This window comes from Leisingera aquimarina DSM 24565 (assembly GCF_000473165.1).
Taxonomy (GTDB): Bacteria; Pseudomonadota; Alphaproteobacteria; order Rhodobacterales; family Rhodobacteraceae; genus Leisingera; species Leisingera aquimarina.
Map to the genome: position 1 here is coordinate 430,973 of NZ_KI421504.1, position 25,984 is coordinate 456,956.

A 25,984-nucleotide genomic window follows, 5' to 3' on the forward strand; every position below is an offset into this window, starting at 1 on the left:
GGCAGCGGGTCGTGCGCCTGCGCGGCTTGGCCTTGACGCAGGGTCAGGCCGAAACAAACTCGGGCAGGCGCGTTCAGGGCAGACCTGCCCCTGAACCGCTTCTCAGCAAGACTCTAGACCTCTCCCCAAATCCCGCCCCCGCGTTCTGCGATCCAAAATTCCGCCCCGGAATTTTGCCCGGAAAAATTGCATTTTTCCGCCCCGCGCCCCATTGCCCGGCCAGATCAATTGCGCCACTGATCAGATGCAGCACACAAAAGAGGGCAAAATGAGCGCAGAGGTCAAGATCAGCGTCCCCGGCCTGTTTGCCGCCGCCGGTGCGGGCATTGCTTTTTCCGTCATAGACATGATCTTTAAGTTCCTTTCCGGCGACTACCCGCTGTACGAAGTTGTGCTGTTCCGCTCGATCATCGCGGTCTGCGTAATGCTCGCCGTCATTGTGCCGTTGGAGGGCGGTTACCATCTCCTGCGCACCCACCAGCCGAAACTGCACTTCGCCCGCTGTTTCGTGGTGTTTTTTGCCAATATCTGCTTCTTCACCGGCCTCACCCTGCTGCCGCTGGCCGAGGCGGTGGCGATCGCCTTTGCCACGCCATTGATCGTCACCGCCCTGTCGGCGCTGTTTCTGGGCGAACGCCCCGGACCCTGGCGCTGGGGCGCGGTTTGTGCCGGTTTCCTCGGCGTGCTGATTATCATGCGCCCCGGCGCCGGCACCTTCCAGGCCGCCGCTATCCTGCCGCTTCTGGGCGCCTGCGGCTATGCCACCCTGCATGTGCTGACCCGCCACGCGGGCGGCAGCGAGGCCGGCGCCACGCTCGCCTTTTACCCGATGATGGGTTTCCTGATCCTCAGCGCGCTGGCCGGGCTGATCTTCGGCGACGGCCGCTTTGCCACCGGCGGCAGCCCGGCCCTGGACTTCATCCTTCGCGCCTGGATCTGGCCCGCACCGGAAGACTGGCCCTATCTGATCGGCGTCGGCATCGCGGGCTCCGCCGGCGGCTATCTGGTCAGCCAGGCCTACCGCATGAACGAGGCGGCGCTGGCGGCACCGTTCGAGTACATCGCCATGCCGATGTCAGTGCTTTGGGGCGTGCTGATCTTCAACGAATGGCCCGACCTGCCGGTCTGGCTCGGCAGCGGCCTGATCATTGCCTCAGGCCTGGTCTCCGTCTGGCGCGAAACCCGCCGCAACCGCCCCGCCCCGCGGCCCCGCCCGCGCGCAGAAGGATGACCCCGATGCCCATTGACGCCGTCGTCTTCGACATTGGCCGCGTGCTGATCGAGTGGCAGCCGAAGCACTTCTATGACAGCCGCATCGGCGCGGAGCGTCGCCGCAAGCTGTTCGAGCAGGTGCCGCTGCACGAGATGAACCTGAACGTCGACCGCGGCCATCCCTTCCCCGGCAGTGTCTATGCTCTGGCAGAGCAGCACCCGGACTGGAGCGAAGAAATCCTCTGGTGGCACGACTGCTGGCTGCAGATGGTGCCGCGCGCCATCCCCCGTACCGTCCGCCTGATGCAGGCCCTGCAGGCCAAGCACATCCCGGTCTTTGCCCTCAGCAACTTCGGTGCGGAGACGTTTGAACTGGCCTGCGGAACCTACCCGTTCCTGCGTGGCTTTGACCGCACATTTGTCTCCGCGCATCTGAAATGCATCAAGCCAGAGCCGGAAATCTATGCCATTCTCGAACGCGAAACCGGAGTGGCGCCGCAGCATCTGCTGTTCACCGACGACCGCCCGGAAAACATCGAGGCCGCCCATGCGCGCGGCTGGCAGACCCATCTGTTCACCGCCCCCGCCCCCTTGGCGGCGCGGCTGGTGCAGGCCCGGCTGCTGACAGAGCAAGAGGCCGCCTGAGACGGCACACACAGAAGGAAGACAGGCACATGAGCATCCCAATCATCGGGTTTGACGAGGGCGAGGCGCTGCTGGACTGGGTCAGCTTCACGGACGCGTTGGCCGCCAGCCACAACCTGCCCAAGGCAGAGATCGGCGATACTTTCCTCTACCGCGACCCAGACACGCTGCTCAGCCGCTCTGCCTGGATTGACGGCATGGGTCTGGCGGTGAAGACAGCCAACGTCTTCCCGCGCAACCCCGATGCGGGCAAGCCGATGATCAACGGCTCGGTTTGCCTCTACTCCGACCAGGATGGCACCCTTGAGGCATTGGTTGATTTCCACTTGGTCACCAAGTGGAAGACCGCCGGCGACAGCCTGCTCGGCGCCCTGCGGCTGGCCAACCCCAACGCGCAAGAGGTGCTGATCGTCGGCGCAGGCACCGTCGGCGGCTCCCTGATCGAGACCTTCAGCGCCGGTTTCCCGCAGGCGCAGATCCGGGTCTGGAACCGCACCGGCTCCAAGGCGGAAGACCTCTGCGCCCAATACCCCGGCACCCTCCCTGCGCCGGATCTGGAACCCGCAGTGCGCGCCGCTGACATCATTGTCACCTGCACCATGTCCTCTGACCCGGTGATCCACGGAGACTGGCTCCGCCCCGGCCAGCACCTCAACCTGATCGGCGCCTACCGTCCCGACATGCGCGAGGCCGATGACGCGGCCCTGAGGCGCGCACAGATCTACTGCGACAGTTTTGATACCACGCTGGACCACATCGGTGAATTCAAGATCCCGCTGACCGCAGGCACCATCCAGCGCAGCGACGTGCTGGCCGATTTCTACAGCCTTGACCGGTTCCCGATCTACGACCCCGCGCAAATCACCCTGTTCAAAAACGGCGGCGGCGCCCATCTGGACCTGATGACCAGCCACCACATCCTGCAGAAATGGAAGGCCAAGGCATGATCTGGCTGCTGGTTTTTGTCGTTTTGCTGATCGCCGCAGCGCCTTTCCTGCGCGAACGCCTGCGCAAACCCATGAACGCCAAGGCCCGGCAAGCCGCCCCCGGCGCCTTCGCGCAGCTCTCCGGCGGGCTGACCCACTACCGCTGGTCCGGTCCTCTGCGCGGGCCGGTTGCGGTCTGCGTGCATGGCCTCACCACACCATCTTTCGTCTGGGACGGGGTGGCCCATGGGCTGGCCGTCATGGGCTACCGCGTGCTGAGTTATGATCTTTACGGCCGCGGCTATTCCGACCGGCCTGAAGGGTTGCAAGACAGCAGCTTTTTCACCACGCAGCTTGAGGATCTGCTGCAGGATCAGGAGGCCGGCGACGATTTCACCCTGATCGGCTATTCGATGGGCGGCGCCATCGCCACCGCCTTTGCCGCCGCCCACCCAACCCGCCTGCGCGAGCTGATCCTGCTGGCCCCTGCCGGTTTCGGCAGCAGCCCCGGCCGCCTCACCCGGATGATCCGCCAAATCCCGATGCTTGGCGATTGGCTGATGCACGCACTCTATCCGGCCCTGCACATCCGCGGCACCGAGGCCGAGCGCAACCTGCCGTCCTCGGTGCCCGGCATTGCCGATCTGCAGCAGCGCGAGTTGGGCTATAAAGGCTTCATTCCCGCGGTTCTTACATCCCTGCGCGGCATCCTGAACGAAGATTTCACCAAAGAACTGCACAGCCTGCACAGCAAGGGCGTGCCGACCCTGGCGATCTGGGGCCAGATCGACGCGGTGATTCCGCCAAACTCCGCTGGCCGCCTGGCCGAACGCGCCCGCTCCGTCCGGCAGGAGGAAATCGCAGGCGCAGGCCACGGCCTGCCTTACACCCATACGGAAGAAGTGCTGCAGATCATCGCCGAAAACAACCGCCGCGGTTTAATGTAACACCCGCGGACCGGCCCCTGCGCCTTCACCTTTGCAGAAATACTCCGGGGTCCGGGGCTGGCCCCGGTCCGGTGCATTCTGCAAACAAACCGTCGGCGTTACGCCACCACCGCCGCAGCCCGCAGCGGGCGCTCCTTCACTGGCAGATGCACGATCGCACTGAACGCTCCGACACCAACGCCGATCCACCAGACAAAAGTGTAATCGCCATAGGCGTCATACATCCGCCCGCCCAGCCAGACGCCCAGGAAGCTGCCCAGCTGATGGCTGAAAAACACAATGCCATAAAGCGTGCCCATATAGCGAAGCCCATAGATATGCGCGACCAGGCCGGAGGTCAGCGGCACTGTCGCCAGCCACAAGGACCCCATAGCAACCGAGAAGATGATCACGCTCAACGGCGTGATAGGAAAGAGGATGAACGCCGCCGCGGCAATGGTCCGCCCGGTATAAATCGCCGCTAGCAGGTATTTCTTGGAATAGCGCTTGCCCAGATATCCCGCCAGCAGCGTGCCACCCACATTGGCCGCTCCGATCAGCGAGATCGCCACCGCCCCAAGCGCCGAAGTGGTGGTAATGCCCAATGAATGCAGCGCCCCGCCCGGCAGGATCGGCCCGCACATCTCGGTCACAAAGGCGGGGAAATGCGCGGTGACAAAGGCCAGCTGATAACCGCAGCTGAAAAACCCGAGGAAGATCAGCGTGTAAGACGGATCCTTGAACGCCTTCATCAGGATCGCGCCCATGCTCTCTTCCAGCTCAGCCTTGCCGGCCGCCTCCGGTGCGCGCATCAGCGGCAGCGTGGCAATCAGCGCCAGCACCACACCGGCAAAGATCAGAAAGATCGTCTGCCAGGGCAGGAAGCCCAGCATCCATTCCGCGGTCGGCGCCCCGAAAATCTGCCCGGCAGAACCCGCAGCGGTGACAACCGCCAGCGACATCGACCGGTTCTCATCCGAACTGGCCCGCCCGACCACCGCCAGAACCACGCCAAACCCGGTGCCTGCAATGCCAAAGCCCACCAGCCATTCATAGCTTTGCATTTCAAACGGCGTTGTAGCCCAGGAACTCAGCACCAGCCCGGCGGCATAGACAATCGCCCCCATGATGATCGCCTTGCGGTCGCCGATCTTCTCGGCAATGGCGCCGAATATGGGCTGCCCGATGCCCCAGGCCAGATTCTGAATGGCAATCGCCAGTGAGAACTCCGAGCGCAGCCAGCCGAACTCCTCGGCAATCGGGATCTGGAATACGCCGAACGATGCCCGCACCGCAAAGCTCACCATGATGATGATGCAGCCCACGATCAGAACGGGGGTAAACAGCGGCGTGGAACGATCCATGGCGTCTCTCCTGACAAGCTGCGAAACTTTCAGGGAAATTTGCCAGCCGGTCAAATCAGGAATTTTGCGCGCATCATTAAGAGATTTTGATGTGATAGTGACCGAGGCGCGCAAGAAGTCTGGTGTGAACCGACCTCCAACCCTCGTGCCTAATAGTTGCGTTGGTCAAGCAAGGCCAAAACTATGTTTTGATCATGCTCATCTTTGCCTAAAAAATGCTCGTGGTCCCAATTCCCCCCCCTTCTCAGCCTCGTTCGCACAATCCAAAACAAAGCGGGCAAAGGCTTGCATCTCCTTGGCGCTTCTAAAGCACAGTGAAACGCCGACGAGTTCTGGAGCAACTTCTTGAATGTCACCGCGTGAGCAACCGTAAATCCTGAAATCTGGAGTTGTCATAAGTCTTCCTCGAAAAATCTGTTTTGCTAGGTTCCTGTGAAGCAGTAACGATACAAAACCTGAAACCCTTAAAGAGCTGCAACACAAAGTAGCCACACAACCTTGCCGGTTCCACACGCAATCGGAAAGACCCGCTCTCCGCTTCCCATCCCCCGCGCCCCGCGCTATCCCTGTCCCATGACCCATTTGAGCACGCTGTACCGGCAGAAGATCGACGCAGGCGAATTGAAGCCCGATCCGGCCCAGGAAGCCGTCCTGCCCCATTTCGACCGCATCGCCGAAGGGCTGACGGCACCGCCGGTGAAACGCGGGTTCTTCCGGCGGGCGGAGTTTGAACAGGTCCAGGGGCTCTACCTCTGGGGCGGGGTCGGGCGCGGCAAGTCGATGCTGATGGACCTGTTTGTCGACAGCCTCGAAGACATCCCTTCGCGCCGGGTGCATTTCCACGCCTTCATGCAGGAAATCCATGCGCATATGCACGAGGCGCGCCAGAACGGGGTCGAGGATGCGCTGGCCCCGGCGGCCAAGGCGGTTGCCGATTCCGTACGGCTCCTGGCCTTTGACGAAATGCAGATCACCGACATCACCGACGCGATGATCGTCGGGCGGCTGTTCGAGGCGCTGTTTGCAGCCGGGGTCACCGTGATCACCACCTCCAACCGGGTGCCGGACGACCTCTATAAAAACGGGCTGAACCGGCAGCTGTTCCTGCCCTTCATCGACCTGATCAAGGCGCAGATGGATGTGCATGAAATGGTGAGCCCTATCGACTACCGCCAGCACCGGCTGACCGGCGCGCAGGTCTATTTTGCGCCGGTGGACGGCGCGGCCCGGGCCCAGATCCGGGCGATCTGGACGGATCTCTCCGGCGGCCCGGCGCAGCCGCTGAGGCTGGAGGTGAAGGGGCGCGAAGTGACCCTGCCCGCCTTCCGCAACGGCGTGGCGCGGGCCAGTTTTTATGATTTGTGCGGCAAGATGCTGGGGCCAGGGGATTACCTGGCCATCGCGGAGGAGGTCAAGGTGCTGGTGCTGGAAGACATCCCGCGGCTTTCGCGCAACAACTTCAACGAGGCCAGACGGTTCGTGACCCTGATCGACGCTTTGTACGAGGCCAGGGTGCGGCTGATCTGCTCGGCGGCGGCGCAGCCCGAAATGCTCTATGTCGAGGGCGAGGGCACGTTTGAGTTCGAACGCACCGCCTCGCGCCTGCGTGAAATGCAGGACAAGGACTGGGGAACCGCCGCCCTATGATTGTCCGCGATACGCCCAGCCGCTGGGAGATTTTTCTGATCCTGAACGGGTCGGTGGTGCCGCGCATCCTGCCCAATATCATCGGCGCTGCGCTTTGGGCGCTGCTGGTGCTGGTGCTGGACCGCTATGTTCTTGCAATGCCGCAGATCTCGATCGGCGCGATGGGCGTCTTCGGCCTGTCGCTGTCGCTGTTCCTCAGCTTCCGCAACAATGCTGCCTATGACCGCTGGTGGGAGGCGCGCAAGATCTGGGGCCGCATGGTCTCGGACGTGCGCAGCCTGGCGCAGGAACTGCGGATCTTTGCCGGCAAAGGCCCGGACGAAGACTATATCCTCACCCGTATCCTCGCCTTTCACCACCTGCACCGCGCCCAGCTGCGCGGGGATGAGGTGGCGGACACCATCCGCCGCTGGGTCGGCGGCGAAGACGCAGATCAGCTGATGAAGACGGAAAACAGCCCCAACGCCGCCCTGCGCGACATCGCCACCCGCCTGCGCCAGATGGCCGAGGCGGGCCGCATCGACGGGTTCGGCCAGCGCGCCCTGGCTGACCGTCTGGCCGCCTTCCCAACCGCGCAGGCCGGCAACGAGCGGCTGCTCAGCACACCCCTGCCCTTTGTCTATTCGCTGCTGGTCTGGCGCACGACCTATCTTTATTGCCTGCTGCTGCCCTTTGCCCTTTTGGACAGTGCGGGCTGGTTCGAACCGCTGGTGGCGGCGGTGGTGGCCTATGTCTTCTTCGGCCTGGCCGAAGTCACCCATGAATTGGAACACCCGTTCCGCAAACAGGCCAATTCGGTGCCGCTCAGCGCCATGTGCCGGGTGATGGAAATCTCGGTCTGCAACGCCCTGGGCCGCGATGTGCCGCCCAAACTGGAACCCGTGGACCACGTTCTGGACTAGGGCCAGGCGGCATAAGGGGGCGCTGCCCCCTCGGCCTTGCGGCCTCACCCCCGGAGTATTTAAAACCAGAAAGAAGCAGCGCGCCGCGACAGCGGCGCCAGGCCCAACGGGATGAGATCTCCAGATCGAAGCCGGGCGGGTGAGCCTCCCCCGCCGCGGCTGCAAGCCTCAGCCGTTTTCGCGCAGGATGTGACCGGCCAGGTACAGAGAACCGCAGATCAGCACCCGGGCTTGCGGGTCCTTGGCGAGGATCGCCTCCAGGGCAGCCTGGGTGTTTTCGGCGGTTGCTGCCGCGACACCCACGGCTTTGGCGGCGGCCTCGGTGTCTTCGGCGCTCAGCGTGTTGATCTCATCCGGGATCGAAATGGCGGTGAGGCTTGAGACATGCGGTGCCAGCGGCGCCATGTAACCGCTCACGTCCTTGGTGTTCAGCATACCGCAGATCAAATGCGTCGGGCGCTCCGGCAGCTTTGCCAGCACATCCGCCAGTGCAATGCCCGCCGCCGCGTTGTGGCCACCGTCCAGCCACAGCTCTGCCTCCGGTGCGGTCTCAATCAGCGGGCCGGTTTTCAGCTTTTGCATCCGGGCCGGCCATTCGGCACCTGTCATCGCCGCCTCGCAGGCGGCCTCATCGGCGCCCAGATGGCGCAGGGCGGCGAGCGCAGCACCGGCGTTCTGGATCTGATGCGCGCCCAGCAATGCGGGCAGCGGCAGATCCAGCAGGCCGGTTTCGTCCTGGAACACCAGCCGACCGCGTTCCTCGGAAACATGCCAGTGCTGGCCATAGGCAATCACTGGCGCGCCAAGACGGGCGGCGGTGGCCTCGATCACTTCCATCGCTTCGTCGGGCTGCGGGCCGACCACAACCGGCACGCCGCGCTTGATGATGCCGGCCTTTTCAGCCGCGATCTTGGCCAGCGTGTCGCCCAGAAACTGCTCGTGGTCGATCGACACCGGGGTGATCACCGACAGTTCCGGCGTGATCACATTGGTCGCATCCAGACGCCCGCCCAGACCGACTTCCAGCAGCGTGTAATCTGCAGGCGTGCGGGCAAAGGCCAGCAGGCCGGCCACCGTGGTGATCTCGAAATAGGTGATGTCGATGCCGCCATTCTTGGCGTAGCACTCGTCCAGCACCTCCGTCAGATGCGGCTCCGAGATCAGTTCCCCCGCCAGCCGGATCCGCTCATGAAAGCGGGCCAGATGCGGCGAGGTATAGGCGTGCACGGACTTGCCCATGCCCTCAAGGCCCGCACGGATCATCGCCTGGGTCGAGCCCTTGCCATTGGTGCCTGCCAGGTGGATCACCGGCGGCAGCTTGTCCTGCGGGTTGTCCAGCGCCGCCAGCAGCCGCCAGACCCGATCCAGCGTCAGGTCGATGATCTTGGGGTGCAGCGCCATCATGCGGGCGAGGATCGCGTCGGAGGTCTGGGTCATCAGCCTGGTCCTGTCAGATAGGATAGTCATAGGTGGCAAAGAACAGCGCCCGCCCTGGGAAGGACGGGCGCTGACCGGCCTTGCGGCCATGCGTTTTTAAACCGGATTACTCTGCGGCTTCTTCACTAGGAACGCCATCGGCCGGCGCATTTGCGGCCTTGGCGGCCTCTTCCTCTTCCGGCGAGGGCAGATCGCCCACCACCTGCGGCGGCAGATCCATCAGCATCCGGATAATGGTGATCAGCTCACCGCGCATTTCGGTGCGCGGGGTCACCCGGTCCAGCATACCGTGGTCCAGAAGATACTCGGCGCGCTGGAAGCCCTCGGGCAGCTTCTCGCGGATGGTCTGCTCAATCACCCGCGGGCCGGCAAAGCAAATGAGCGCGTTGGGCTCGGAAATATGCACGTCGCCCAGCATCGCATAAGACGCGGTCACCCCGCCGGTGGTCGGATGGGTCAAAACCACGATATAGGGCAGACCCGCCTCTTTCAGCATCTGCACCGCCACGGTGGTGCGCGGCATCTGCATCAGCGACAGGATGCCTTCCTGCATCCGGGCGCCGCCGGCCGCCGAGAACAGCACCAGCGGGCGGCCCAGCTTCACCGCTTCTTCTGCCGCGGCAATGATGGCATTGCCCACATACATGCCCATCGAGCCGCCCATGTAGGAGAAGTCCTGCGCGGCAGCGATAATGGGCGTGCGGCCGATCTCGCCCGCGGCCACCAGCATCGCGTCTTTCTCGCCGGTCTTCTTCTGCGCCGCCTTTATCCGGTCGGGGTACTTCTTTTGGTCCTTGAACTTCAGCGGATCGGCCAGCGGCTCCGGCACCGCGACCTCTGTGAACACACCGCCGTCGAACAGCGCGGTGAACCGGTCGCGCGGGGTGATATGCATATGGTGGCCGCAGCTGGTGCAGACGTTCTGATTGTCGCTCAGCTCGCGGTGAAACAGCATGGTGCCGCATTCATCGCATTTCTGCCAAAGGTTCTCGGGCACTTCGCGGCGCGAAAAGATCGAGTTGATCTTGGGCCGGACGTAGTTGGTGATCCAGTTCATATTGCTTGCCTCTCCGGGGGCGCGGTTTGCCCCCCAAATAAGACGCCTTGGCCGCAATTGCAATCAGCGGCGTATGGCAAGCCGCGCTGTCAGCCAGCTGACAAGCATCAGCGCAAAATCCACGGCCATCCACGGCCGCAGCGCCTGCACGTCCGCCATCTCGAACGGGATCAGATACAGCGCCAGCCCGTTTAGGCTGGTCGGCGAGGCAAACAGCAACAGCGCGGTTACGTTGTTGAAGAAATGCACCGCTATCGCCGGCCCCAGGGTACCGGCCCGCGCCGTCAGATCCGCCATCAGCACCCCGAACAATCCGGCCCAGATAGTGATCAGCAGCGCGTTCTCCCCCGCCTCTGCGGGCAGGTAGTGCCCCAGCGCAAACAGCGCCGACGGCCCCAGCAGCCAGATCAGCGGGCTGCTGAACCGCGCCGCCAGTGCCTGCTGGATATAGCCGCGGAACAGGATCTCCTCGGATCCGGTCTGCACCAGCACCGCAGCAACAGACAAAGGCAGGATGCCCAGCCAGGTCCAGACCGGCAGGTTCGGCGTCATTGGCGGCCCCATGCTGTAGGGCGGCAGCAGCATGATCAGCACGCTCAGCCCCATCAGATACAGGCTCACCCTGGCGAACTGCCAGATCAGCGGTTTCAGATGCCCGGTGACGGTGGCAAAGCCGCGCTGGTGAAACAGCCGCGCCGCCATGGCCACGCCCAGCGACAGAAATGCAAAGCTGCCCAGCAGCACCAGCATAGCACCAGGAGTGCTGCCGTCGGCCAGCCCTTGCAGCCAGGCGCCGGGGAACAGGCCTGCCACCGTCACCTGCAACGCCGCGGTCATCGCAAAGCTGACCGCCGCCACCAGTACCAGCCCCAAAAGCAGCCGCCACAGCGCGGGCTGCAGCCGGGCAAAGCGTACCAAGGTCTCATGCGCCCTGTAACTGTGCCCGTCGCTGTACCCGTCTCTGCGCCTGTGCTGCATGTGTCCTCCGGCTGGAATGGCGGCAAATTGCGCCAACGTTATGCATTGCTGCAACGCCATGGCAAGGCAGACAGCCCGGCGCGCGGTTCACACTTGCCGCGCAGAAGCCCTGCCCGTAATAGAATTGTCAAAAAACAAGACCGGCAGGGACAGCAGTGACCATAATAAGCAACGGGAAACCCGTGCCTTTTCCGTCCGCAGGCGGAAAGACGCCAAGACTGCGCAGGGTTGCGGCCGCAGCCGCGCTGGCCGGCCTGGCACTGGCAGGATGCAGCCCCGCTCCCACCAGCCTGTCCTTTGCCGCCCGCAGCACCAGCCAGACGCCGCGCCTCAGCGGCCAGGTCATGTCCTTTGCCGGCGGCGGGGTGCTGCTGGCCGCCCCGGAAACCTATTGCTTTGACCGGCGCAGCAGCACGGCGGATGACAGCGGCGGCTTTGCCTTGATTGCCCATTGCAGCCGGCTGGACCGGAACCGCTGGTTCGGCTCCCGCAATGCGGCCGTGCTGACCGCCTCGATCGGTCCGGCGCAACAGGACGCCGCGGCCCCGCAAGCGGCTGATATCCTGGCCATGTTCCCCGGTGCCACGCTGCTGGAAACCCGCGAGGACCAGCTGCTGCCGCTGGTCCGGCTGGAGCTCCCCGAAGCCGTCGCCGAGGGTGCCAGCCCGGTTCACTGGCGCGGCGCCTTTGTGCTCGACCAGCATCTGGTCGCCCTGGCGCTTTACGCTCCGGAGGGCAGCCGTGCCCTGGGCCGTCAAGGGGCGGCGCTTCTGAACGAAGTGACCCACCGCTCGCTGGAAGCCTCCACCCTGCCGGATCTTGAGGAAGCCGGCGCGGTGCTGCCCAAAGGCCTCCGCCAGTCCCTGCGTCCCCTGGCGCGGCCCGTAACAGCTGCAACCGGTGCCCCGGAAACCGGCAGGACGCCAGCGCCGCGCAAAAAACGCGGGCTTAGCCAGCGGATTGCCGGTTTATTTCAATAGCCGCCAGAGGTTACACTGGCGCCAGCGCCCGCCGCATTGTCGCGCGGGCCGGACCCCGCAACACGGCACAACAGGCAAGAGAGAGCACGATGGGCAGGATCATGGACCGGCTTATGCACCTGCGCAGCCTGCGCCGCTGGCGCGCAGCCGCAGAAGACTCGGCCCGCGCGCCGCTGTCTGAACTGCGCCGCCAGCGCAACCAGGCCCGCCAGCTGCGCACCCATCTGGACCGGCTGATCCACACCGCCGATGGCCGCCTGGCGCTGCCGCAGATCGGCTCCTCCTTCTTTCCCCGCCCGCATGGCACCGACTGGTCCTGGCGCCCGGAGCTATGGCGCGGGCCGCTGCCCGAATGCGGGCTGTCCTCCGTCCCCGCCAAGGCCCGGCTCGGCGACGAGGTGCAGCTGTTTCACGATTGCGCCTTCTCCGAACTGACCCTGCGCCAGCTACGCAACACCCGCGAAGAGGACCTTGCTCCCTTCGGCCTGCGCATGGATGTGTTTCAGTTCGACGGCTCGTTCCTGTCGCTGGTGATCGACCTGCCGCCCGCCGCTGCCAATGGCATGACCCGGCAGCATCTGCTGCGGATCGACAGTATTATCGAATCCGAAAAACCGATCGAGATCTTCGCCCGGCTCAACATCCAGCACGGCCCCAATACCGAACAGATCGTGCGCGAGCTGCCGCAGCAGGAAAAAAACATCGTGGTGGAGTTCGACCTGGCCTATTCCAAGCTGAACGAGAAGCGGATCGAAAAGATCTGGCTTGATCTGATATTTGAAGCGCCGGATATGAACCAGGTGATCCTGCGCGATCTGACCTTCTCGCGCCACCGCCGCGCGGCGATCTGAGGAACCCTGAGCCATGAGCGACCTGTCACTGACCAAAATCCGCTTCCGCAACGGCATCTGGGAGGGCCGGATCAGCAACGCCCCCGCCAGTGGAGCGCGGCCCGAAATTTCCGTGATGTTTCAGGATCAGCCGGTGGCCGATGCAAAACTGGAGGAAGGCCAGGCCGGCGGCGAATGGCTGGTGTCAGTCCCCGTCCCGGCCGAGGCGCTGGCTGACGGGGTGCAGACCTTCGTGATTTTCGATGCTGCCGACAGCACCCGGCTGGGTGATTTCACCCTGATTGCGGGGGAGGCCGTGGCAGACGATCTGCGCGCAGAAGTGGAGCTGCTGCGCGCAGAACTCGACATGCTGAAGCGTGCTTTCCGCCGCCACTGCCTGGAAACCACCTGAGCGGCGGTTACTCCAACGTTTGGAAATGCTCCGCCAGCACCTGCATCAGCTTGGCATGCGGGATCGGGCCATAGCTGCAACGCGCCACCCCGGTTTGCCGGGCTGTCTCAAGCGTGATGCCGCGCATCATCGTGTTGACCGGCAGACAGCAGCCCTCGCAGACTTGTGCAATCAGATCCGGATCGGTCAAGCCCGGGATGAAATACCCATTGCCGCCGGCCTCGGCATAAGCCGCGCCGCGCTCCAGCGCCTCCGCCATCAGGCCCGCGTGTTTCGACGCATCTTTTTCCTTCAGAAACAAATCTGTGCGCGCATTAACGAAGATATCCGCATTGGCCGCCCGCACCGCGGCAACCCTCTGGGCCTGCTCTTCAATGCTGTAGAACTCCGCCGTCCCAACCACTTGGTCCTCAAAGTTCAGCCCCACGGCACCGGTTTCGGCCAGCCGTTTCACATTGGCGGTCAGCTGCTCCGGTTCGCGGGCATAGCCGCCCTCGAAATCAATCGTTACCGGCAGCTCCGTCGCCGCAACGATGCGCTCTGCATTGCCCAGAACAAACTCCAGCGGGATCTGTTCGCCGTCCGGAAATCCCTGCGCCGCCGCCACCGGATAGCTGCCGGTTGCCAATGCTGCAGCGCCCGCCCTGGCAATCGCCTTGGCACTGCCTGCATCCCAGATGTTGTACAAAACCACCGGGTTGCCTGGCTGGTGCAGCGCCGCAAAGGCGCGTGCGCGGTCGGAATATGTCATGCAGAAATCCTCTGTTTGTAGCTTGTCTCAATCTCGATCAGCCGCTGCTTGCGCCACAAACCGCCGCCATAGCCGGTCAGCGATCCATCGGCAGCAAGCACCCTGTGGCAAGGCACCACCAGCGCCAGCTGGTTGGAACCATTGGCCCGCGCCACCGCGCGAGTGGCCGAATCCCGGCCCAGCTCGCGCGCGATCTGCGAATAACTGCGGGTTTCGCCCGCCGGAATGGTCAGCAGATAGCGCCAGACCTCGCGTTCGAATCCGGTGCCATGCAGGGCCAGCGGGGTTTGGAAATCCGCCCCCTCGCCCGCAAAGAACCGCTGCAGCTCATCGGCGATCTGTTGCGTCGGCGCCGGCCGCCCAAAGCCGAGCCCCCCTGGCTGCGCCTTTTGCAGCTTGGCCACTTCGCGCGGCAATGCCTTGCGGTCGGCAAACTCCAGCAGATGCAGCTGGTGTCGGCAGCTGATTGCAATCATCGCGCCCAGCGGCGTATCGATCCAGTCGGCCAGCAGCAGCGCGTCCTTGCGGAATGCCCCGGGCGCAATCCCCACCAGTTTTGCAAAGGCCGCGCGAAAGGCGCTGGCGCTCTCAAAACCCGCATCGATCTGCGCAGCAATCACCGGCTCGCCGGCCTTCAGCGCGGTGAACCCCTCGCGCAGGCGGCGCTGCCGGGCCATTTCCAGAAAGGTCATGCCGAAATGCCGCTTGAAGGCCCGCCGCACGGTGGACGCATCCAGCCCCATCCGCGCAAGGTCCCCCTCGCCCCAGCGGTACGCCGGGCGTTCCTCCAGCTTGGTCAGCAGATCCTGAACAACTGGATCACCCCCTGCAGCCGCCGCCAGCGGTTTGCAGCGTTTGCAGGCGCGGAACCCCGCTTCGATACATTGGCCGGGGCTGGCAAAGAACTGGCAATTCTCGAACTTCGGATTGCGCGCCGCGCAGGTTAGCCGGCAGAAAATACCGGTCGAGGTCACGCCGACATAGGCGCGCCCCTCATAGGCGTCATCACGGGTGATCAGCGCTTGGTACAGCGTCTGGGAATCAGGCAGGTCAAACATCATGGGGCAAGCATAGACCAGCATTACCCGCCAATGCGCCGAAGATCGGGCGTTGATGTTCACTTTGGCGACAGGACAGGGAAAAGCCGGGCAGAGCCCGTCCGCGGGCGGGCGGCGGAACTTTTGAGAAAGGCAGTTTATCCCGCCAAACCCTCCAACGCAGCGTATGAAGCCCGACCTCCCCGAAGAGCCCGCCCGTTGGGGCGGACGGGCTCTGCCCGGCGGCGCTGCGCGCTTTGATTCCGGGCGGGGTGTTGCGCGGCCGCCGTACGTTGCCTTCACGCGATCCTCACGCTCCCATGCCAGACTGCCTGCTGATCGAGATCACCCGCCATGGCCCCGCGCATGGGCCATGATACAAGGCGCAGGCATCTGTGAGGCTGCCTGCGTACCCCCCGGAGACCGGCCCCGATAAAAAGGGGGTCGTTCAGGAATTCCTGACCGAGCAGGCCCCGCGGGGTCTGTCCATTCTCTAAACGGCGGCGCCGCCACCCCTAATTAACGGCCCCCGGTAAGACGAAGAATTCAGAATCCGCCGCTATTTCCAGGTGGCACTGCAGACATGAAAAAGGCCGCCCTCCCGGACGGCCCCTTTTGTGCTGCTTGCAGGCCGGGTCTTACTTCGGTCCCAATGCCACCATCCCCTTCAGGATGTCGATGGCATAGGCCAGCTGGTAATCCTCTTCGCGCAGTTCGGCGGCTTTCTCGGCCTTTTCGCGCTCCTCCTCGATCTGGCGGATTTCATCCTCGGACAGGCTGTCGTTGTTCAGGCTGCCGCGCAGGTCCGCCTCCGAGCGGGAGCGGCGGGCAGGCGAGTCGCTCTCCTCCTCGGCTGCGGCCCTGCGGCGGGGTTGCGCCACCACGATGTCAGGAGAGACGCCCAACGCCTGGATCGACCGGCCCGACGGCGTGTAATAGCGCGCGGTGGTCAGACGCATGGCGCCGTCGCCTTTCAGCGGCATCACAGTCTGCACCGACCCTTTGCCAAAAGACTTAGTGCCGATCACGATGGCGCGGCGGTGATCCTGCAGCGCACCGGCCACAATTTCCGAGGCCGAGGCCGAGCCGCCGTTGATCAGCACCACAATCGGTTTGCCATCAGCCAGGTCGCCCGGGGTTGCGTTGAACCGCTCGCCATCCTCGGGGTCGCGGCCGCGGGTCGAGACGATCTCACCCGATTCCAGGAAGCTGTCCGCCACCCTGATTGCCTGGGTCAGCAGCCCGCCCGGGTTGTTGCGCAGGTCCAGCACGATGCCGTTGACGTTGTCGATGCCGCCGGCGTCCTCAATCTGCTTTTTCAGATTTTCCTCAAGGTTCGGCGTGGTTTGATCGTTAAAGGTGGTGATCCGCATCACCACGGTATCGCCCTCGGTGCGGGCGCGCACCGCGGTCAGTTTGATGGTGTCGCGGATGATCGACACATCAAACGGCTCGCTCTCGCCTTCGCGCACCACGGTGATCACGATTTCAGACCCCACCGGCCCGCGCATCAGGGTGACCGCATCATCCAGCGACAGGCCCAGCACGCTTTCGCCGTCCACATGGGTGATGAAATCGCCGGCTTCCATCCCGGCCTCATCCGCCGGGGTGCCGTCGATCGGCGAGACCACTTTGACAAAGCCCTCTTCCTGGGTGACTTCGATCCCCAGGCCGCCGAATTCGCCGCGGGTCTGCACCCGCATGCTGGCCGCGTCATCCGGCGACAGATAGCTCGAGTGCGGATCCAGCGAGGTCAGCATGCCGCCGATCGCCGCCTCGATCAGCTCTTTCTCATCGACTTCCTCGACATATTGCGCGCGGATACGCTCGAAGATGTCGCCGAACAGGTCCAGCTGCTCATAAACATTGGCCTCGCGCGCGCCTTCCTGCGCCAGCAAGGGGCCCGCCACATAGGTTGTTGCCACGATCCCTGCCAGCGTGCCGCCAATGGCGGCCATCGCAAATTTTTTCATCAAGCCTTCATCCACCTTTTCCAGTGCGGAACCATGTTTCCGGGTCCACCGGGCTGTTGTCCATTCTCACTTCTATATAGAGCGTTTCTGTCCGGTCAGTTCCACCCCCTTCACCGCTTAGTGACAGAATTGCATCCGGCTTGGGGTTTTCTCCGCTCATCAGGCCGACCGGGGTGCCCTCGGGAATCACTTGGCCCGCCTCGCCAAAAACCTCGGCCAGGCCGGAGAGCACAAACAGCGTGTCCGCCTGCGGTTCCAGAATCACCACATTGCCCAGATCCAAGAGCGGCCCGCGGTAGCGGATTGTGGCGGCGGCCGGCGCGGTGACCAGGGCACGCGGACGGGCAGCAATCAACAGACCGGGGCGGGCAATGCCTGCTGCATCCCGTTCGCCATATCCACGCAACATCAGCCCTTCGACCGGCAGCGCCAAGGTGCCGCGCAGGTCTGTGATGTCGGCGCTGGTCTTTGCGATGTCGCCGTCGGCAATCTCGGCCAGCCCGTCGGCAAATCCCGACAGGGTTTCCGTCGAGGAAATCAGGATCGCGGTGCGCACCGGATCGGCGGTAAAGCGGCGCGGCAGGGTGGTGCGGTCGGCAATCGCGGTCGACAACTGCACCCGCGCGGACTGCACCCCCGCCAGCCCCTCTTCCAGCGTTCTGGCCGCGTTCTGCTGCAGCAGCCGCAGGCCTTGCACCTCATCCAGATCCGCCTTCAGCGACTGAGCCCTGGAGTGCAGGGCCGGGGTCACCTCGGCCAGCATCATCGCGGACCGTGCCGCGCCCAATGGCCCGGAGGGATGCACCATCAGCACCGGCGGCGGCGAGGTTTCAATAGTCTGGATAATCCCCAGCAGCCCCGAGACCTCCTCTTGCCGGGCGGCCAATTGCGCACTCAGCTGCGCCTCGCGGCGTGCCACCCGGCGCAACCCGTCGCGCATCGCCGCCAGCCCGGCCTCGAACGCCTGCACGGTTGCGGTCAGTGCCCTCACCCGGTCGCGGGAGCTGCCGGCCTCCTGCAATTGCACCGATGCCCCCTCCAGCTGCGCCGCGGCCTCGCGCGCGGCCCCTGCCGGATCCGCTGCCGCCTGCAGCGGCGCGGCCAGCAGCGCCAGCAGAAAAAGGCCCGCGCGCAGCGTCATGACAGCAGGCTTTCCCCGGTCATCTCTGCCGGTTTTTCCAGCCCCATCAGCTCAAGAAGGGTCGGCGCCAGATCTGCCAGCCGGCCATCGCGCAAACGCGCGCCCTCCGGCCCGCCGACCAGCGCCACCGGCACCAGATTCAGCGTATGCGCAGTATGGGCGCCGCCGGTTTCCGGGTCCACCATCACCTCGCAATTGCCGTGATCGGCGGTGACGATCATCGCACCGCCCGCCTTCTGCAGCGCCGCGACTACCTCTGCCAGACCGCGGTCCACCGCCTCGCAGGCCAGCATCGCCGCTTTCAGATCGCCGGTATGGCCGACCATGTCCGGGTTGGCGTAATTGGTGACAATAAGGTCATAGCCTGCTTCAATCGCCTCAACGAATTTCGCTGTCACTTCCGGCGCGGACATCTCCGGCTGCAGGTCATACGTCGCCACATTCGGCGACTTCGGCATGAACCGGGCTTCGCCTTCTTCCGGATCTTCCTTGCCGCCATTCAGGAAAAACGTCACATGCGGGTACTTCTCGGTCTCCGCCAGCCGAAACTGGCTTTTGCCCTGCTTCGCCACCCATGCGCCCAGCGTGTTCACAATTGCCGCCTTGGGATAACACGTAGTCATGTAATCGCTATGGCTGTCGGAATACTCCACCATGCCCAGCAATGCGGCCAGGTCCGGGCGGGTGCCGGTGTCGAATTCGGCAAAGCGAGGTTCACCGATGGCGCGCAGGATTTCCCGTGCCCGGTCGGCGCGGAAATTAAGGCAGAAGAACCCGTCCCCATCCTTCACACCGCCATAGCCCGACAGCACAGTGGCTGCGATGAATTCATCAGTTTCCGACTGGTTATAGGCATGATCCACCGCGCCGTGGGCATTCATCCCCGGCCGCCCCTTGGCGTGGATCATCGCGTCATAGGCCTCGCTTACCCGGCCCCAGCGGTTGTCGCGGTCCATAGCAAAATATCGCCCGGTCACAGTGGCAATCCGCGCGCCTTCGGGCAGTTTTTCCTCTAGCCGGCGGAAGTGGCGGAACGCCGATTTCGGCGCCACGTCGCGCCCGTCGGTGATGGCATGCAACCAGACCGGCACGCCTGCATCCGTCACCGCCTTCACTGCCGCCAGGATGTGGCTGATATGCCCATGCACCCCGCCGTCTGAGACCAGCCCCATCAAATGCGCCGCGCCGCCGGTTTCCTTCAGCCGCGCGATAAAGGCTTGCAGGGCCTCGTTTTCAAAGAACGAGCCGTCCTCGATCGCCAGGTCGATCTGGCCCAGGTCCATCGCCACCACCCGGCCCGCTCCGATATTGGTGTGGCCGACCTCGGAGTTGCCCATCTGCCCAGTCGGCAGACCGACATCCGGCCCATGGGTGATCAGCCGGGCGGCCGGCCCCCTGGCCAGGATTGCATCGAAGGTTGGAGTGTTCGCCAGATACGGCGCGTTTGCCTTGCCCGGCTCGCCACTGCCCCAGCCGTCAAGAATGCACAGGACAACGGGTTTCGGTGCGGTCATGAGTCGGCTCCGGGGCTGGGCAAGGTTGGCAATGTTCGCAAGCCTTCTAACGCCTTGCCGCGCCGGGGTGAACCGGCATTCCTGCCACAGTTGGCGTTATCAGCGCGCGGGTCCGGTGCATTGCCTGCCAATCCGCTTCTTCTTTGTCAAAATACTCATTCCCCAGCCAGGGCCGCCGTGCAGCTGCCAGAGTTCTGCGGAACCAGGACAGGCACCCGGCGCGTCAGGTCGCTGTTCAGCATTCCCGCCGAGAAGTACCTGCCCAACACGCCCGGCTGCAGGAGATCGGCATTGCCATTCAGGAAGGCGTCCGTGTCCTGATAGCCGCCCGCCGCCATCCGCTCCGCTGTCAGGTTCAGGAACGCGAGCGTCACCGCGACGTTGAATTCCTCCGGCACCCCGGCGGCCTCTGTCAACTGGCGCAACCCGCGGGCGTAGATGGCCATGCCCTCGAACACCTCATGGCGCGAGAGGATTTCATAGGCCACTCCCAGATGGGCCCGGTGGCTGAAGCCCTGCGGCTGCAGGGTGCCCGCGGCCAGTTCCGCTGCCATCACGGCATAATCGGTGCCTACGCTCATTGCGGGTCCTCCATCAGGCGGTAGCTGTCGGCGGCGGTCAGGTCCAGCCCGTAAACCGCGCGCAGCGTTTCGATTTTGCCAAGGCTTTCATCCGAGAACGGCGCCTTGCCCTCAAAGCGTGCAACGCCATGCCTTCGACCGGTTCGTCCACCGAAATATCCAGATATCTCCGCCAGCGCCTTCATAGTGTTCAATAGCCGCGTCTCCAAACGCAGCCCGGTTTGCACCCGTGTTGCTGTTTTCATCACGCTCTCCTTTCGGGAGGTGATATAGAGGGCATTGGTAGCAAGATACCTGGATTTACCCCTTAAGTTCCCCGCCCCTTCATCTTTGCCCAAATACTCAATTCCCTGACTGGTCCTCTGCACCGCCGTCCGGGTTTTGCGGTGTCAATAGATGCCGGATCAGCGCCACAGGATGCACGTGCAAGGGCCTTGCTGCACAAATCGGTTGAGGGTCGAACTCCCCCTTTTCCCGGACGAATTTACCCAACCCAACATCAAAACCCTCCCGGCTTACCAGCAGACCGAGCGGGCGCGTCACATCCCGGCCCGTCTTGGCCGCCACCTTCGTGCAAACCGCCGCGGCCCTAGCTTGGCGTGACCGGGCAGCACCTGCCCTCTCATCGATACAGCGTATCGGCTGCCGGGTAATAAATCATCCTGATGCCGCTCCCGCCTTCCAGAAGAGGGATGGCAAAGCTGTGCCGCAGAGTGCGGGGCAGGACCTTCTTCTTGATCCGGGCAAAGCCGCAGGCCGCTCCGAACGACTGGTTGAATTGCCGTGCCGGGATCGGACCGGCTGCGCCCCGGAAACGACCATCCGGCCGGGCGCGCTTCGCGGCAATAGCCGCGCAGCAGATCCAGCAAGCTCGGCGGCAGCATCAAGTGGCGATCCTGTCGGCCCTTGCCCCGGTCAACCCGGATCAGCATGCGGCCGCTGCCGGTATCACCCGCCTTCAGATGCGTGACCTCGCGCAGCGCCCGCAGATACACCGTCTGCGGCTTTGCAGCCTCTTGATCCGCATATCTTCGAGAAATCGCCGGCGTAGCGCCGGAACATGTTGATCTGACATCGAAACCTCCTGTCAACAGATTGAGAAGGCCCCAATCGTTAGACAGGTTTGTCAGTTCGCAAAATTCACGCCGCTCACATCAGCGCGCAACACCCGCCGCAAGCGCCAATACCGCGAGTACGGGCTCGTCCAAGGGTTGAGAGCAGCCCCCTTATCCCGCCTTCGTCAGCGACAGGAAGACATCCTCCAGATCGGCCTCTTCGGTCTTCACATCGCGGATGCTGATGCCTGCGGAATGGACCGCGGCCAGCACGTCCTCGGCGCTGATCAGGCGGCTGCGGTAGCGCAGCACCACGGCGCCGTCTTCGCGCAAGCTGGCCTCGATACCCTCGCCCTGCGGCAGTACCGTGGCGGGCACCGCCGGATGCACCACCATGGTCTTGGCGTCGAGCCGGCCCAAAAGGCTGGGCTTGCTGTCCCGCGCCACCACCTCGCCCTGATTGATGATGGCGATCTCGTCGCACATTTCCTCGGCCTCTTCCAGGTAATGGGTGGTGAGGATGATGGTCATGCCTTGCGCGTTCAGTTTACGGATGTTCTGCCACAGCATCTGGCGCAGCTCGATATCGACGCCTGCGGTGGGCTCGTCAAGCACCAGCACCGAGGGGCGGTGGACCAGCGCCTTGCCCAAGAGCAGCCGCCGCCTCATACCACCAGAGAGCGTGCGGGCATAGGCCTCGGCCTTGTCAGTGAGCCCGATCATACGCAGGATCTCATCGCTGTGGCGTTCGTGCTTGGGCACGCCATAAAGACCCGCCTGCACCTCCAGCGCGCCGCGCGGGGTGAAGAAAGGATCGAGGTTCAGCTCCTGCGGCATGACGCCGATGGCGGCGCGACTCTGGCGCGGGTTTTCGTCCTGGTCAAAGCCCCAGATCGACACCTGTCCGCTCGTCTTGCGCACCAGTCCTGCCAAGATATTAATCATGGTGGATTTACCGGCGCCATTCGGCCCCAAGAGGCCAAAGACCGAGCCGCGCGGCACCGCTAGGTTGACGCCCTTCAGCGCGTGCTTTTCCGGCTGGCCTTTGTAGCCGCCGTAGATTTTTCGCAAAGCTTCGATACGGATTGCATCGCTTGTCATCGCCGCTCTTGCCCCCGGTTTTTCCTTGGCTCATAAAAGCGCCTAGCCGAAAAGTGAAAGGACTGCCAGCCATGAGCACCGAAGCGCCGGAAACCAGGATCGTGAACAGCCGCAAGGTGGCCTGCGACGGCAGCGAGGGCGCGCTGGGGCATCCGCGGGTCTATCTGCAGATCCCCGAAGCCGAGGGTTTCGTGGAATGCCCCTATTGCGACTGCAAGTATGTCTATGAGGATGCGGCCAAGGCGGCGGAGTGATCCAACGCAGCCAAGCCCAGGCCTGCAGCGGCTGGGAACCGGAAAATTCGAATTTTCCGGCCAAATTTCTCTGAAGAAATTTGCCAGCGCCCGGTATGGTCCCGCAGGGCCGAAGGAAACGGGTGGCGCGCATGGCACAGCTTCTGATCGTCTACCACTCGCGCACTGGCGGCAGCCGTCGGATGGCGGAGGCTGCAGCAGAGGCTGCACGCGGCGAGATTTCCACTGTTCTGAAGCGGGCCGAAGAGGCCGGGCCGGAGGATCTGCTGGCCGCGGATGGCTACATCTTCTGTGCGCCGGAGAACTTGGCGGCGCTGTCCGGCCAGATGAAGGAATTCTTTGACCGTTGCTATTATCCTGTACTGGGGCAGATTGCAGGGCGGCCTTATGCACAGATGGTCTGCGCCGGATCGGACGGGGAAAACGCAGCGCGCCAATGCGCACGGATTGCCACCGGTTGGCGTCTGAAAGAGGTGCAGACGCCGCTGATCCTCTGCACCCATGCGCAGACGCCGGAGGCCATTCTGGCGGAGAAGGTGATCCCGGAGGATCAGCTGGAGACCTGCCGCGAACTGGGGCTGGCGTTGGGCGCGGGGCTGGCGATGGGGGTGTTTTGAATATTTTCAGCTATCGCTAGCGCTTTGTCATGAACCTTGAGCGGCAATAGGCATCACAAGTTACTATTCACCGGCCGCGTAGATACCAAAGTCCACAGCAATTCCACGAACACCTAGCAGACCCATTGTTTCACGCGAGATGCAAAAACCTTCGTTTTCTTCACTGAGAAACACACCGCAGAACAGGTGAACATCTAACCGGCGGGAAAGGTCTTGCCAAATACCAAGACCGTCACCTGTGCCTTGAAGAATTTGAGAAACCTGCGCATCCAGATTTCCCGGTTCCATCCGGCTAGCTCTGATTACCCAGGCCCCGGTATCGGCCATCCGATAGCCTTGTTTGGGCAATGCAATCTTATCCCCCTTTCGTTCAGACCGGTCGCGTTCTTTACCTAGCAAAGCCGTAACTTCAGCTGGATCAAGGTCCTCACCCAGTATACGCGGTGCAGTTGCGCTCTTGCTAAGTCGAGCCATATCTCTCACCAAGTCATTGCAAGCGGTGTATCGGCCCCGGAAATTGACTGGTCCGCAGAATTTCTTGCAGGCAGGCATGCATAAGGCCATCAATTCAATCAATGGCGGATTAGGCGTTTCCCCTCACTGAGCACCGCAACTCCGCGTAGCCTGAAAAAATCCGGAATGGCCAAGGGTACTCTCTTTGCAGATAAGTCCCTTCCATGTGCTGCCTTACTTTCGGCGCATGGCCGCCTAGCATCACCGGACCTGCCGGCCGCGGCTTGAAGGTCCAGCAGCCTTCCATAATAACCCGCGTCATGCCTGCAAAGATATTTTCGATGGAGGCGCGGGAGAACGGCGGTGCCCGGCTCGCGCTCAGTTACAAGCACTCCGGCCGCAACGGCATCCAGCGCATTTCCTGTGATCTGCCGCCGACCGGTCTTCTGCAACTTGTGCTCTTTGCGGAAGCGCTCAGCCTGCGCAAGCGCTTCGGGACTCCGGTTGCATCGAATGTGTCAATCAATGGGCTAGAGATGTCCTACGACCCGGCGCGGCGGGATCTCCATGTCGAGCGGCAGGCTGGCTACTCCAGGCAGGCTGCTTGTTTGCCGGTTGCGGATTTTCACTTCGAGATAGCAGGCATGACCGACATCTGCATTGCCCGGGCCGAGGAGACCAAAAATGGACCGGCTCTGAAACGCCTGGTGGCCGAATGCGCGGCACCAACAGAGCTAGAAAGGTTGCTGGAGCAGGACGAGGCCGATCTGGCCATGCATCAGCTGCGGGAAATTGCTTTTCTGCTGCTGGTCCAGGAAGCCTCCGCCCGCGGGGCCGGGCTTGCCCGCAAGTTGCGCGGGAAGAAATCGCAAGACCAAGCCCGGAAGGCGGTCAGCGGCCTTGTGCTGGAGCTTGCCGCTGAACTCGTTCCAGTTTCTGCCTAAGCCCGAACAGGCGGGCGCAGAGCAAAACGGAATAAGGCTATGAAGACCGGCACGTTTCACCGAGAGACCGTCCGGATACGGCTGTGGGCCGGAACCCCGCTTGGGATTCCAGCTGTGTGAGAATGCGTCACCGCCCAGTTTACGGGGCGGCGATAGCTTGTCAGTCGTCGATCCGGCCGGGCAGTGCCAGGGCATCAGCTGACCGTAGTCGACCTCGCCGCGGGTGCGCTCGATTTCCTGAACCACCCAGTTCAGGTAGCTGCGCGGGTTGACCTTGTTTAGGCGCGCGCTTTCGATGAGCGAATAGTAGGTTGCCCAGACTTCAGCCGCCTCATGGGGCCCGGCGAAGAGGGAGTTCTTCTTCGTCAGAGCGATACCGCGGATGCAGCGCTCGACCGCGTTGCTGTCGATCTCAAGCCGGCCATCGAATACGAAGGCGCTGCCATCGTCTTGGGTAAAGCGCAGCTCGCGCGAAAACAGCCGCTGCATCAGCCCGCGCTTGTAATCCTCCAGTGCGTTTTTCTTGTCGGTCAGAAGGCCCACCTTGCGGGAGGTGGCATCCAGAACCGCCGCAATCCTTTCCTGTCCGGGCAGGTCTGGCAGGGCGAGTGGAATCTTGGCGAAGTCCTGATAATAGAGGCGCAAACGGTCGTTGGTCAGCCCGTGCGAATAGGCCCATAGCTGGTGCAGCAAGTTCTGGTTCTGAAACCAGTAATCGAAGAATTTCGAGGACACGCCCTTCTTGGGCGACAGAATGACATAGGCCGGGCTGACCATGCATTCCTCGGACGCCGTCCCGCCCCCCCCTGCCACATGCGCATCATGTTATAGACCAGATCGCCCGGCTGAGCGCGCAGGTTGGTTTCATCCGCTGCGTCGGCCCCCATGTGGCGCTCGAGGCTATCGCGGCGAACCAGGCCACGGTCTTGGATCACGGAATAGATCGGCAGCCCGGCTTCGCCCTTCGCCTTGCTGTTGCAAAAGGCATCGCCTGGGCAGCAGACGCAGGCCAGGCCATCCTTCGCGCACAGACCGGCGCATCGCATGCCACACTGTTTCCGTCGCCGGAGTCATCCAGGGCATTTCCCCGTGCAGCTCAGCCGCCAGTTCATCAGCCTGGTGTTCAGTAGCGATTGCAGCCAGCCTGACGTCATCCCGCAGCACAGCAAGCCGTTCCCTGTGTTCCCGGGTGAGATGCCCTATGCCGGAAGCTGCTTTCCGGCGCTCGAGAAGAAGAGCAACACGGC

General features: G+C 63.4%; 25 protein-coding genes. 11 read left to right on the forward strand and 14 right to left on the reverse strand.

Features of this window, described 5'->3' with window-relative positions:
* The first annotated feature begins 268 nt into the window (after positions 1–268).
* Genes AQUI_RS0105975 through AQUI_RS0105990 form a run of 4 tightly spaced genes read left to right on the forward strand, consistent with a single transcriptional unit; the run spans position 269 to position 3,730 of the window.
* On the forward strand, positions 269–1,231 hold the full coding sequence (locus tag AQUI_RS0105975; RefSeq protein ID WP_027256691.1) for a DMT family transporter: 963 nt from the start codon (positions 269–271) through the stop codon (positions 1,229–1,231).
* 5 nt (positions 1,232–1,236) lie between these two features.
* The gene (locus AQUI_RS0105980; RefSeq protein ID WP_027256692.1) at positions 1,237–1,857 is read left to right on the forward strand and encodes an HAD family hydrolase; all 621 of its coding nucleotides are present in this window, start codon (positions 1,237–1,239) and stop codon (positions 1,855–1,857) included.
* 29 nt (positions 1,858–1,886) lie between these two features.
* A complete protein-coding gene (locus AQUI_RS0105985) occupies positions 1,887–2,804 on the forward strand; it encodes an ornithine cyclodeaminase family protein (RefSeq protein ID WP_027256693.1) in 918 nt (305 codons plus the stop codon).
* The gene (locus AQUI_RS0105990; RefSeq protein WP_027256694.1) at positions 2,801–3,730 is read left to right on the forward strand and encodes an alpha/beta fold hydrolase; all 930 of its coding nucleotides are present in this window, start codon (positions 2,801–2,803) and stop codon (positions 3,728–3,730) included. The genes AQUI_RS0105985 and AQUI_RS0105990 overlap by 4 nt, the downstream gene beginning before the upstream one ends.
* Before the next feature lie 98 nt (positions 3,731–3,828).
* On the opposite strand, the gene AQUI_RS0105995 is transcribed toward AQUI_RS0105990, so the two are convergent.
* Entirely contained in the window at positions 3,829–5,073 is a 1,245-nt protein-coding gene (locus AQUI_RS0105995; protein ID WP_027256695.1) for an MFS transporter, read from the reverse strand.
* Between the two features lie 573 nt (positions 5,074–5,646).
* Here AQUI_RS0105995 and zapE point away from each other — a divergent pair.
* The gene (gene zapE, locus AQUI_RS0106000) at positions 5,647–6,720 is read left to right on the forward strand and encodes a cell division protein ZapE (protein WP_027256696.1); all 1,074 of its coding nucleotides are present in this window, start codon (positions 5,647–5,649) and stop codon (positions 6,718–6,720) included.
* A complete protein-coding gene (locus AQUI_RS0106005; RefSeq protein WP_027256697.1) occupies positions 6,717–7,622 on the forward strand; it encodes a bestrophin family protein in 906 nt (301 codons plus the stop codon). Before zapE ends, AQUI_RS0106005 begins: the two co-directional genes overlap by 4 nt.
* Before the next feature lie 168 nt (positions 7,623–7,790).
* On the opposite strand, the gene AQUI_RS0106010 is transcribed toward AQUI_RS0106005, so the two are convergent.
* From AQUI_RS0106010 to AQUI_RS0106020, 3 genes are all read right to left on the reverse strand, one after another.
* The gene (locus AQUI_RS0106010; RefSeq protein WP_027256698.1) at positions 7,791–9,059 is read right to left on the reverse strand and encodes a bifunctional folylpolyglutamate synthase/dihydrofolate synthase; all 1,269 of its coding nucleotides are present in this window, start codon (positions 9,057–9,059) and stop codon (positions 7,791–7,793) included.
* A gap of 106 nt (positions 9,060–9,165) precedes the next feature.
* Positions 9,166–10,116, reverse strand: a complete 951-nt coding sequence (accD, locus tag AQUI_RS0106015; RefSeq protein ID WP_027256699.1) for an acetyl-CoA carboxylase, carboxyltransferase subunit beta — start codon at positions 10,114–10,116, stop codon at positions 9,166–9,168.
* Positions 10,117–10,179: 63 nt separating this feature from the next.
* Complete coding sequence (locus tag AQUI_RS0106020) at positions 10,180–11,094, reverse strand: CPBP family intramembrane glutamic endopeptidase (RefSeq protein WP_027256700.1); 915 nt, start codon at positions 11,092–11,094, stop codon at positions 10,180–10,182.
* A gap of 182 nt (positions 11,095–11,276) precedes the next feature.
* On the opposite strand from AQUI_RS0106020, the gene AQUI_RS0106025 reads away from it, so the two are divergent.
* The 3 genes from AQUI_RS0106025 to AQUI_RS0106035 all read left to right on the forward strand — a co-directional run bounded on the left by AQUI_RS0106025 (position 11,277) and on the right by AQUI_RS0106035 (position 13,316).
* A complete protein-coding gene (locus AQUI_RS0106025; protein ID WP_084294308.1) occupies positions 11,277–12,074 on the forward strand; it encodes a hypothetical protein in 798 nt (265 codons plus the stop codon).
* Positions 12,075–12,163: 89 nt separating this feature from the next.
* The gene (locus AQUI_RS0106030) at positions 12,164–12,925 is read left to right on the forward strand and encodes a DUF6478 family protein (protein ID WP_027256702.1); all 762 of its coding nucleotides are present in this window, start codon (positions 12,164–12,166) and stop codon (positions 12,923–12,925) included.
* 13 nt (positions 12,926–12,938) lie between these two features.
* Complete coding sequence (locus tag AQUI_RS0106035; RefSeq protein WP_027256703.1) at positions 12,939–13,316, forward strand: hypothetical protein; 378 nt, start codon at positions 12,939–12,941, stop codon at positions 13,314–13,316.
* 7 nt (positions 13,317–13,323) lie between these two features.
* Here the strand turns inward: AQUI_RS0106035 and AQUI_RS0106040 are convergent, their stop codons facing one another.
* From AQUI_RS0106040 to AQUI_RS0106080, 8 genes are all read right to left on the reverse strand, one after another.
* Complete coding sequence (locus tag AQUI_RS0106040; protein ID WP_027256704.1) at positions 13,324–14,067, reverse strand: isocitrate lyase/PEP mutase family protein; 744 nt, start codon at positions 14,065–14,067, stop codon at positions 13,324–13,326.
* Positions 14,064–15,128, reverse strand: coding sequence for a bifunctional transcriptional activator/DNA repair enzyme AdaA (locus AQUI_RS0106045; protein WP_027256705.1), 1,065 nt, complete (start codon positions 15,126–15,128; stop codon positions 14,064–14,066). Before AQUI_RS0106045 ends, AQUI_RS0106040 begins: the two co-directional genes overlap by 4 nt.
* A 614-nt stretch (positions 15,129–15,742) precedes the next feature.
* Positions 15,743–17,077, reverse strand: coding sequence for a S41 family peptidase (locus AQUI_RS0106050; RefSeq protein ID WP_027256706.1), 1,335 nt, complete (start codon positions 17,075–17,077; stop codon positions 15,743–15,745).
* A gap of 7 nt (positions 17,078–17,084) precedes the next feature.
* Positions 17,085–18,218: a murein hydrolase activator EnvC family protein gene (locus tag AQUI_RS0106055; RefSeq protein ID WP_027256707.1), complete on the reverse strand. Its 1,134-nt coding sequence runs from the start codon at positions 18,216–18,218 to the stop codon at positions 17,085–17,087.
* On the reverse strand, positions 18,215–19,732 hold the full coding sequence (gene gpmI, locus AQUI_RS0106060) for a 2,3-bisphosphoglycerate-independent phosphoglycerate mutase (protein ID WP_027256708.1): 1,518 nt from the start codon (positions 19,730–19,732) through the stop codon (positions 18,215–18,217). The genes AQUI_RS0106055 and gpmI overlap by 4 nt, the downstream gene beginning before the upstream one ends.
* Before the next feature lie 155 nt (positions 19,733–19,887).
* The gene (locus tag AQUI_RS0106065) at positions 19,888–20,313 is read right to left on the reverse strand and encodes a hypothetical protein (RefSeq protein ID WP_027256709.1); all 426 of its coding nucleotides are present in this window, start codon (positions 20,311–20,313) and stop codon (positions 19,888–19,890) included.
* On the reverse strand, positions 20,310–20,558 hold the full coding sequence (locus AQUI_RS0106070) for a hypothetical protein (protein ID WP_035919830.1): 249 nt from the start codon (positions 20,556–20,558) through the stop codon (positions 20,310–20,312). Before AQUI_RS0106070 ends, AQUI_RS0106065 begins: the two co-directional genes overlap by 4 nt.
* 981 nt (positions 20,559–21,539) lie before the next feature.
* The gene (locus tag AQUI_RS0106080; protein ID WP_027256712.1) at positions 21,540–22,469 is read right to left on the reverse strand and encodes an ABC transporter ATP-binding protein; all 930 of its coding nucleotides are present in this window, start codon (positions 22,467–22,469) and stop codon (positions 21,540–21,542) included.
* Positions 22,470–22,540: 71 nt separating this feature from the next.
* Between AQUI_RS0106080 and AQUI_RS0106085 the strand changes: the two genes are divergently transcribed.
* Both AQUI_RS0106085 and AQUI_RS0106090 read left to right on the forward strand, forming a co-directional pair.
* Entirely contained in the window at positions 22,541–22,723 is a 183-nt protein-coding gene (locus tag AQUI_RS0106085) for a zinc-finger domain-containing protein (protein ID WP_027256713.1), read from the forward strand.
* 131 nt (positions 22,724–22,854) lie between these two features.
* Positions 22,855–23,340, forward strand: coding sequence for a flavodoxin family protein (locus AQUI_RS0106090; RefSeq protein WP_027256714.1), 486 nt, complete (start codon positions 22,855–22,857; stop codon positions 23,338–23,340).
* 63 nt (positions 23,341–23,403) lie between these two features.
* Here AQUI_RS0106090 and AQUI_RS29770 read toward each other — a convergent pair whose 3' ends face one another.
* Entirely contained in the window at positions 23,404–23,814 is a 411-nt protein-coding gene (locus tag AQUI_RS29770; protein WP_027256715.1) for a DUF4279 domain-containing protein, read from the reverse strand.
* A gap of 713 nt (positions 23,815–24,527) precedes the next feature.
* Positions 24,528–25,514 (reverse strand): transposase domain-containing protein, encoded by a 987-nt coding sequence (locus AQUI_RS32205; protein ID WP_027256716.1) that lies wholly within the window; start codon positions 25,512–25,514, stop codon positions 24,528–24,530.
* Between the last annotated feature and the right edge of the window lie 470 nt (positions 25,515–25,984).

Excerpts from the sequence above, each read along its gene's own strand:
- AQUI_RS0105975 (WP_027256691.1), top strand. The coding sequence starts at position 269 with ATGAGCGCAGAGGTCAAGATCAGCGTCCCCGGCCTGTTTGCCGCCGCC.
- AQUI_RS0105980 (WP_027256692.1), top strand. The coding sequence starts at position 1,237 with ATGCCCATTGACGCCGTCGTCTTCGACATTGGCCGCGTGCTGATCGAG.
- AQUI_RS0105985 (WP_027256693.1), top strand. The coding sequence starts at position 1,887 with ATGAGCATCCCAATCATCGGGTTTGACGAGGGCGAGGCGCTGCTGGAC.
- AQUI_RS0105990 (WP_027256694.1), top strand. The coding sequence starts at position 2,801 with ATGATCTGGCTGCTGGTTTTTGTCGTTTTGCTGATCGCCGCAGCGCCT.
- AQUI_RS0105995 (WP_027256695.1), bottom strand. The coding sequence starts at position 5,073 with ATGGATCGTTCCACGCCGCTGTTTACCCCCGTTCTGATCGTGGGCTGC.
- zapE (WP_027256696.1), top strand. The coding sequence starts at position 5,647 with ATGACCCATTTGAGCACGCTGTACCGGCAGAAGATCGACGCAGGCGAA.
- AQUI_RS0106005 (WP_027256697.1), top strand. The coding sequence starts at position 6,717 with ATGATTGTCCGCGATACGCCCAGCCGCTGGGAGATTTTTCTGATCCTG.
- AQUI_RS0106010 (WP_027256698.1), bottom strand. The coding sequence starts at position 9,059 with ATGACCCAGACCTCCGACGCGATCCTCGCCCGCATGATGGCGCTGCAC.
- accD (WP_027256699.1), bottom strand. The coding sequence starts at position 10,116 with ATGAACTGGATCACCAACTACGTCCGGCCCAAGATCAACTCGATCTTT.
- AQUI_RS0106020 (WP_027256700.1), bottom strand. The coding sequence starts at position 11,094 with ATGCAGCACAGGCGCAGAGACGGGTACAGCGACGGGCACAGTTACAGG.
- AQUI_RS0106030 (WP_027256702.1), top strand. The coding sequence starts at position 12,164 with ATGGGCAGGATCATGGACCGGCTTATGCACCTGCGCAGCCTGCGCCGC.
- AQUI_RS0106035 (WP_027256703.1), top strand. The coding sequence starts at position 12,939 with ATGAGCGACCTGTCACTGACCAAAATCCGCTTCCGCAACGGCATCTGG.
- AQUI_RS0106040 (WP_027256704.1), bottom strand. The coding sequence starts at position 14,067 with ATGACATATTCCGACCGCGCACGCGCCTTTGCGGCGCTGCACCAGCCA.
- AQUI_RS0106045 (WP_027256705.1), bottom strand. The coding sequence starts at position 15,128 with ATGATGTTTGACCTGCCTGATTCCCAGACGCTGTACCAAGCGCTGATC.
- AQUI_RS0106050 (WP_027256706.1), bottom strand. The coding sequence starts at position 17,077 with ATGAAAAAATTTGCGATGGCCGCCATTGGCGGCACGCTGGCAGGGATC.
- AQUI_RS0106055 (WP_027256707.1), bottom strand. The coding sequence starts at position 18,218 with ATGACGCTGCGCGCGGGCCTTTTTCTGCTGGCGCTGCTGGCCGCGCCG.
- gpmI (WP_027256708.1), bottom strand. The coding sequence starts at position 19,732 with ATGACCGCACCGAAACCCGTTGTCCTGTGCATTCTTGACGGCTGGGGC.
- AQUI_RS0106065 (WP_027256709.1), bottom strand. The coding sequence starts at position 20,313 with ATGAGCGTAGGCACCGATTATGCCGTGATGGCAGCGGAACTGGCCGCG.
- AQUI_RS0106070 (WP_035919830.1), bottom strand. The coding sequence starts at position 20,558 with ATGAAAACAGCAACACGGGTGCAAACCGGGCTGCGTTTGGAGACGCGG.
- AQUI_RS0106080 (WP_027256712.1), bottom strand. The coding sequence starts at position 22,469 with ATGACAAGCGATGCAATCCGTATCGAAGCTTTGCGAAAAATCTACGGC.
- AQUI_RS0106085 (WP_027256713.1), top strand. The coding sequence starts at position 22,541 with ATGAGCACCGAAGCGCCGGAAACCAGGATCGTGAACAGCCGCAAGGTG.
- AQUI_RS0106090 (WP_027256714.1), top strand. The coding sequence starts at position 22,855 with ATGGCACAGCTTCTGATCGTCTACCACTCGCGCACTGGCGGCAGCCGT.
- AQUI_RS29770 (WP_027256715.1), bottom strand. The coding sequence starts at position 23,814 with ATGGCTCGACTTAGCAAGAGCGCAACTGCACCGCGTATACTGGGTGAG.
- AQUI_RS32205 (WP_027256716.1), bottom strand. The coding sequence starts at position 25,514 with ATGGTCAGCCCGGCCTATGTCATTCTGTCGCCCAAGAAGGGCGTGTCC.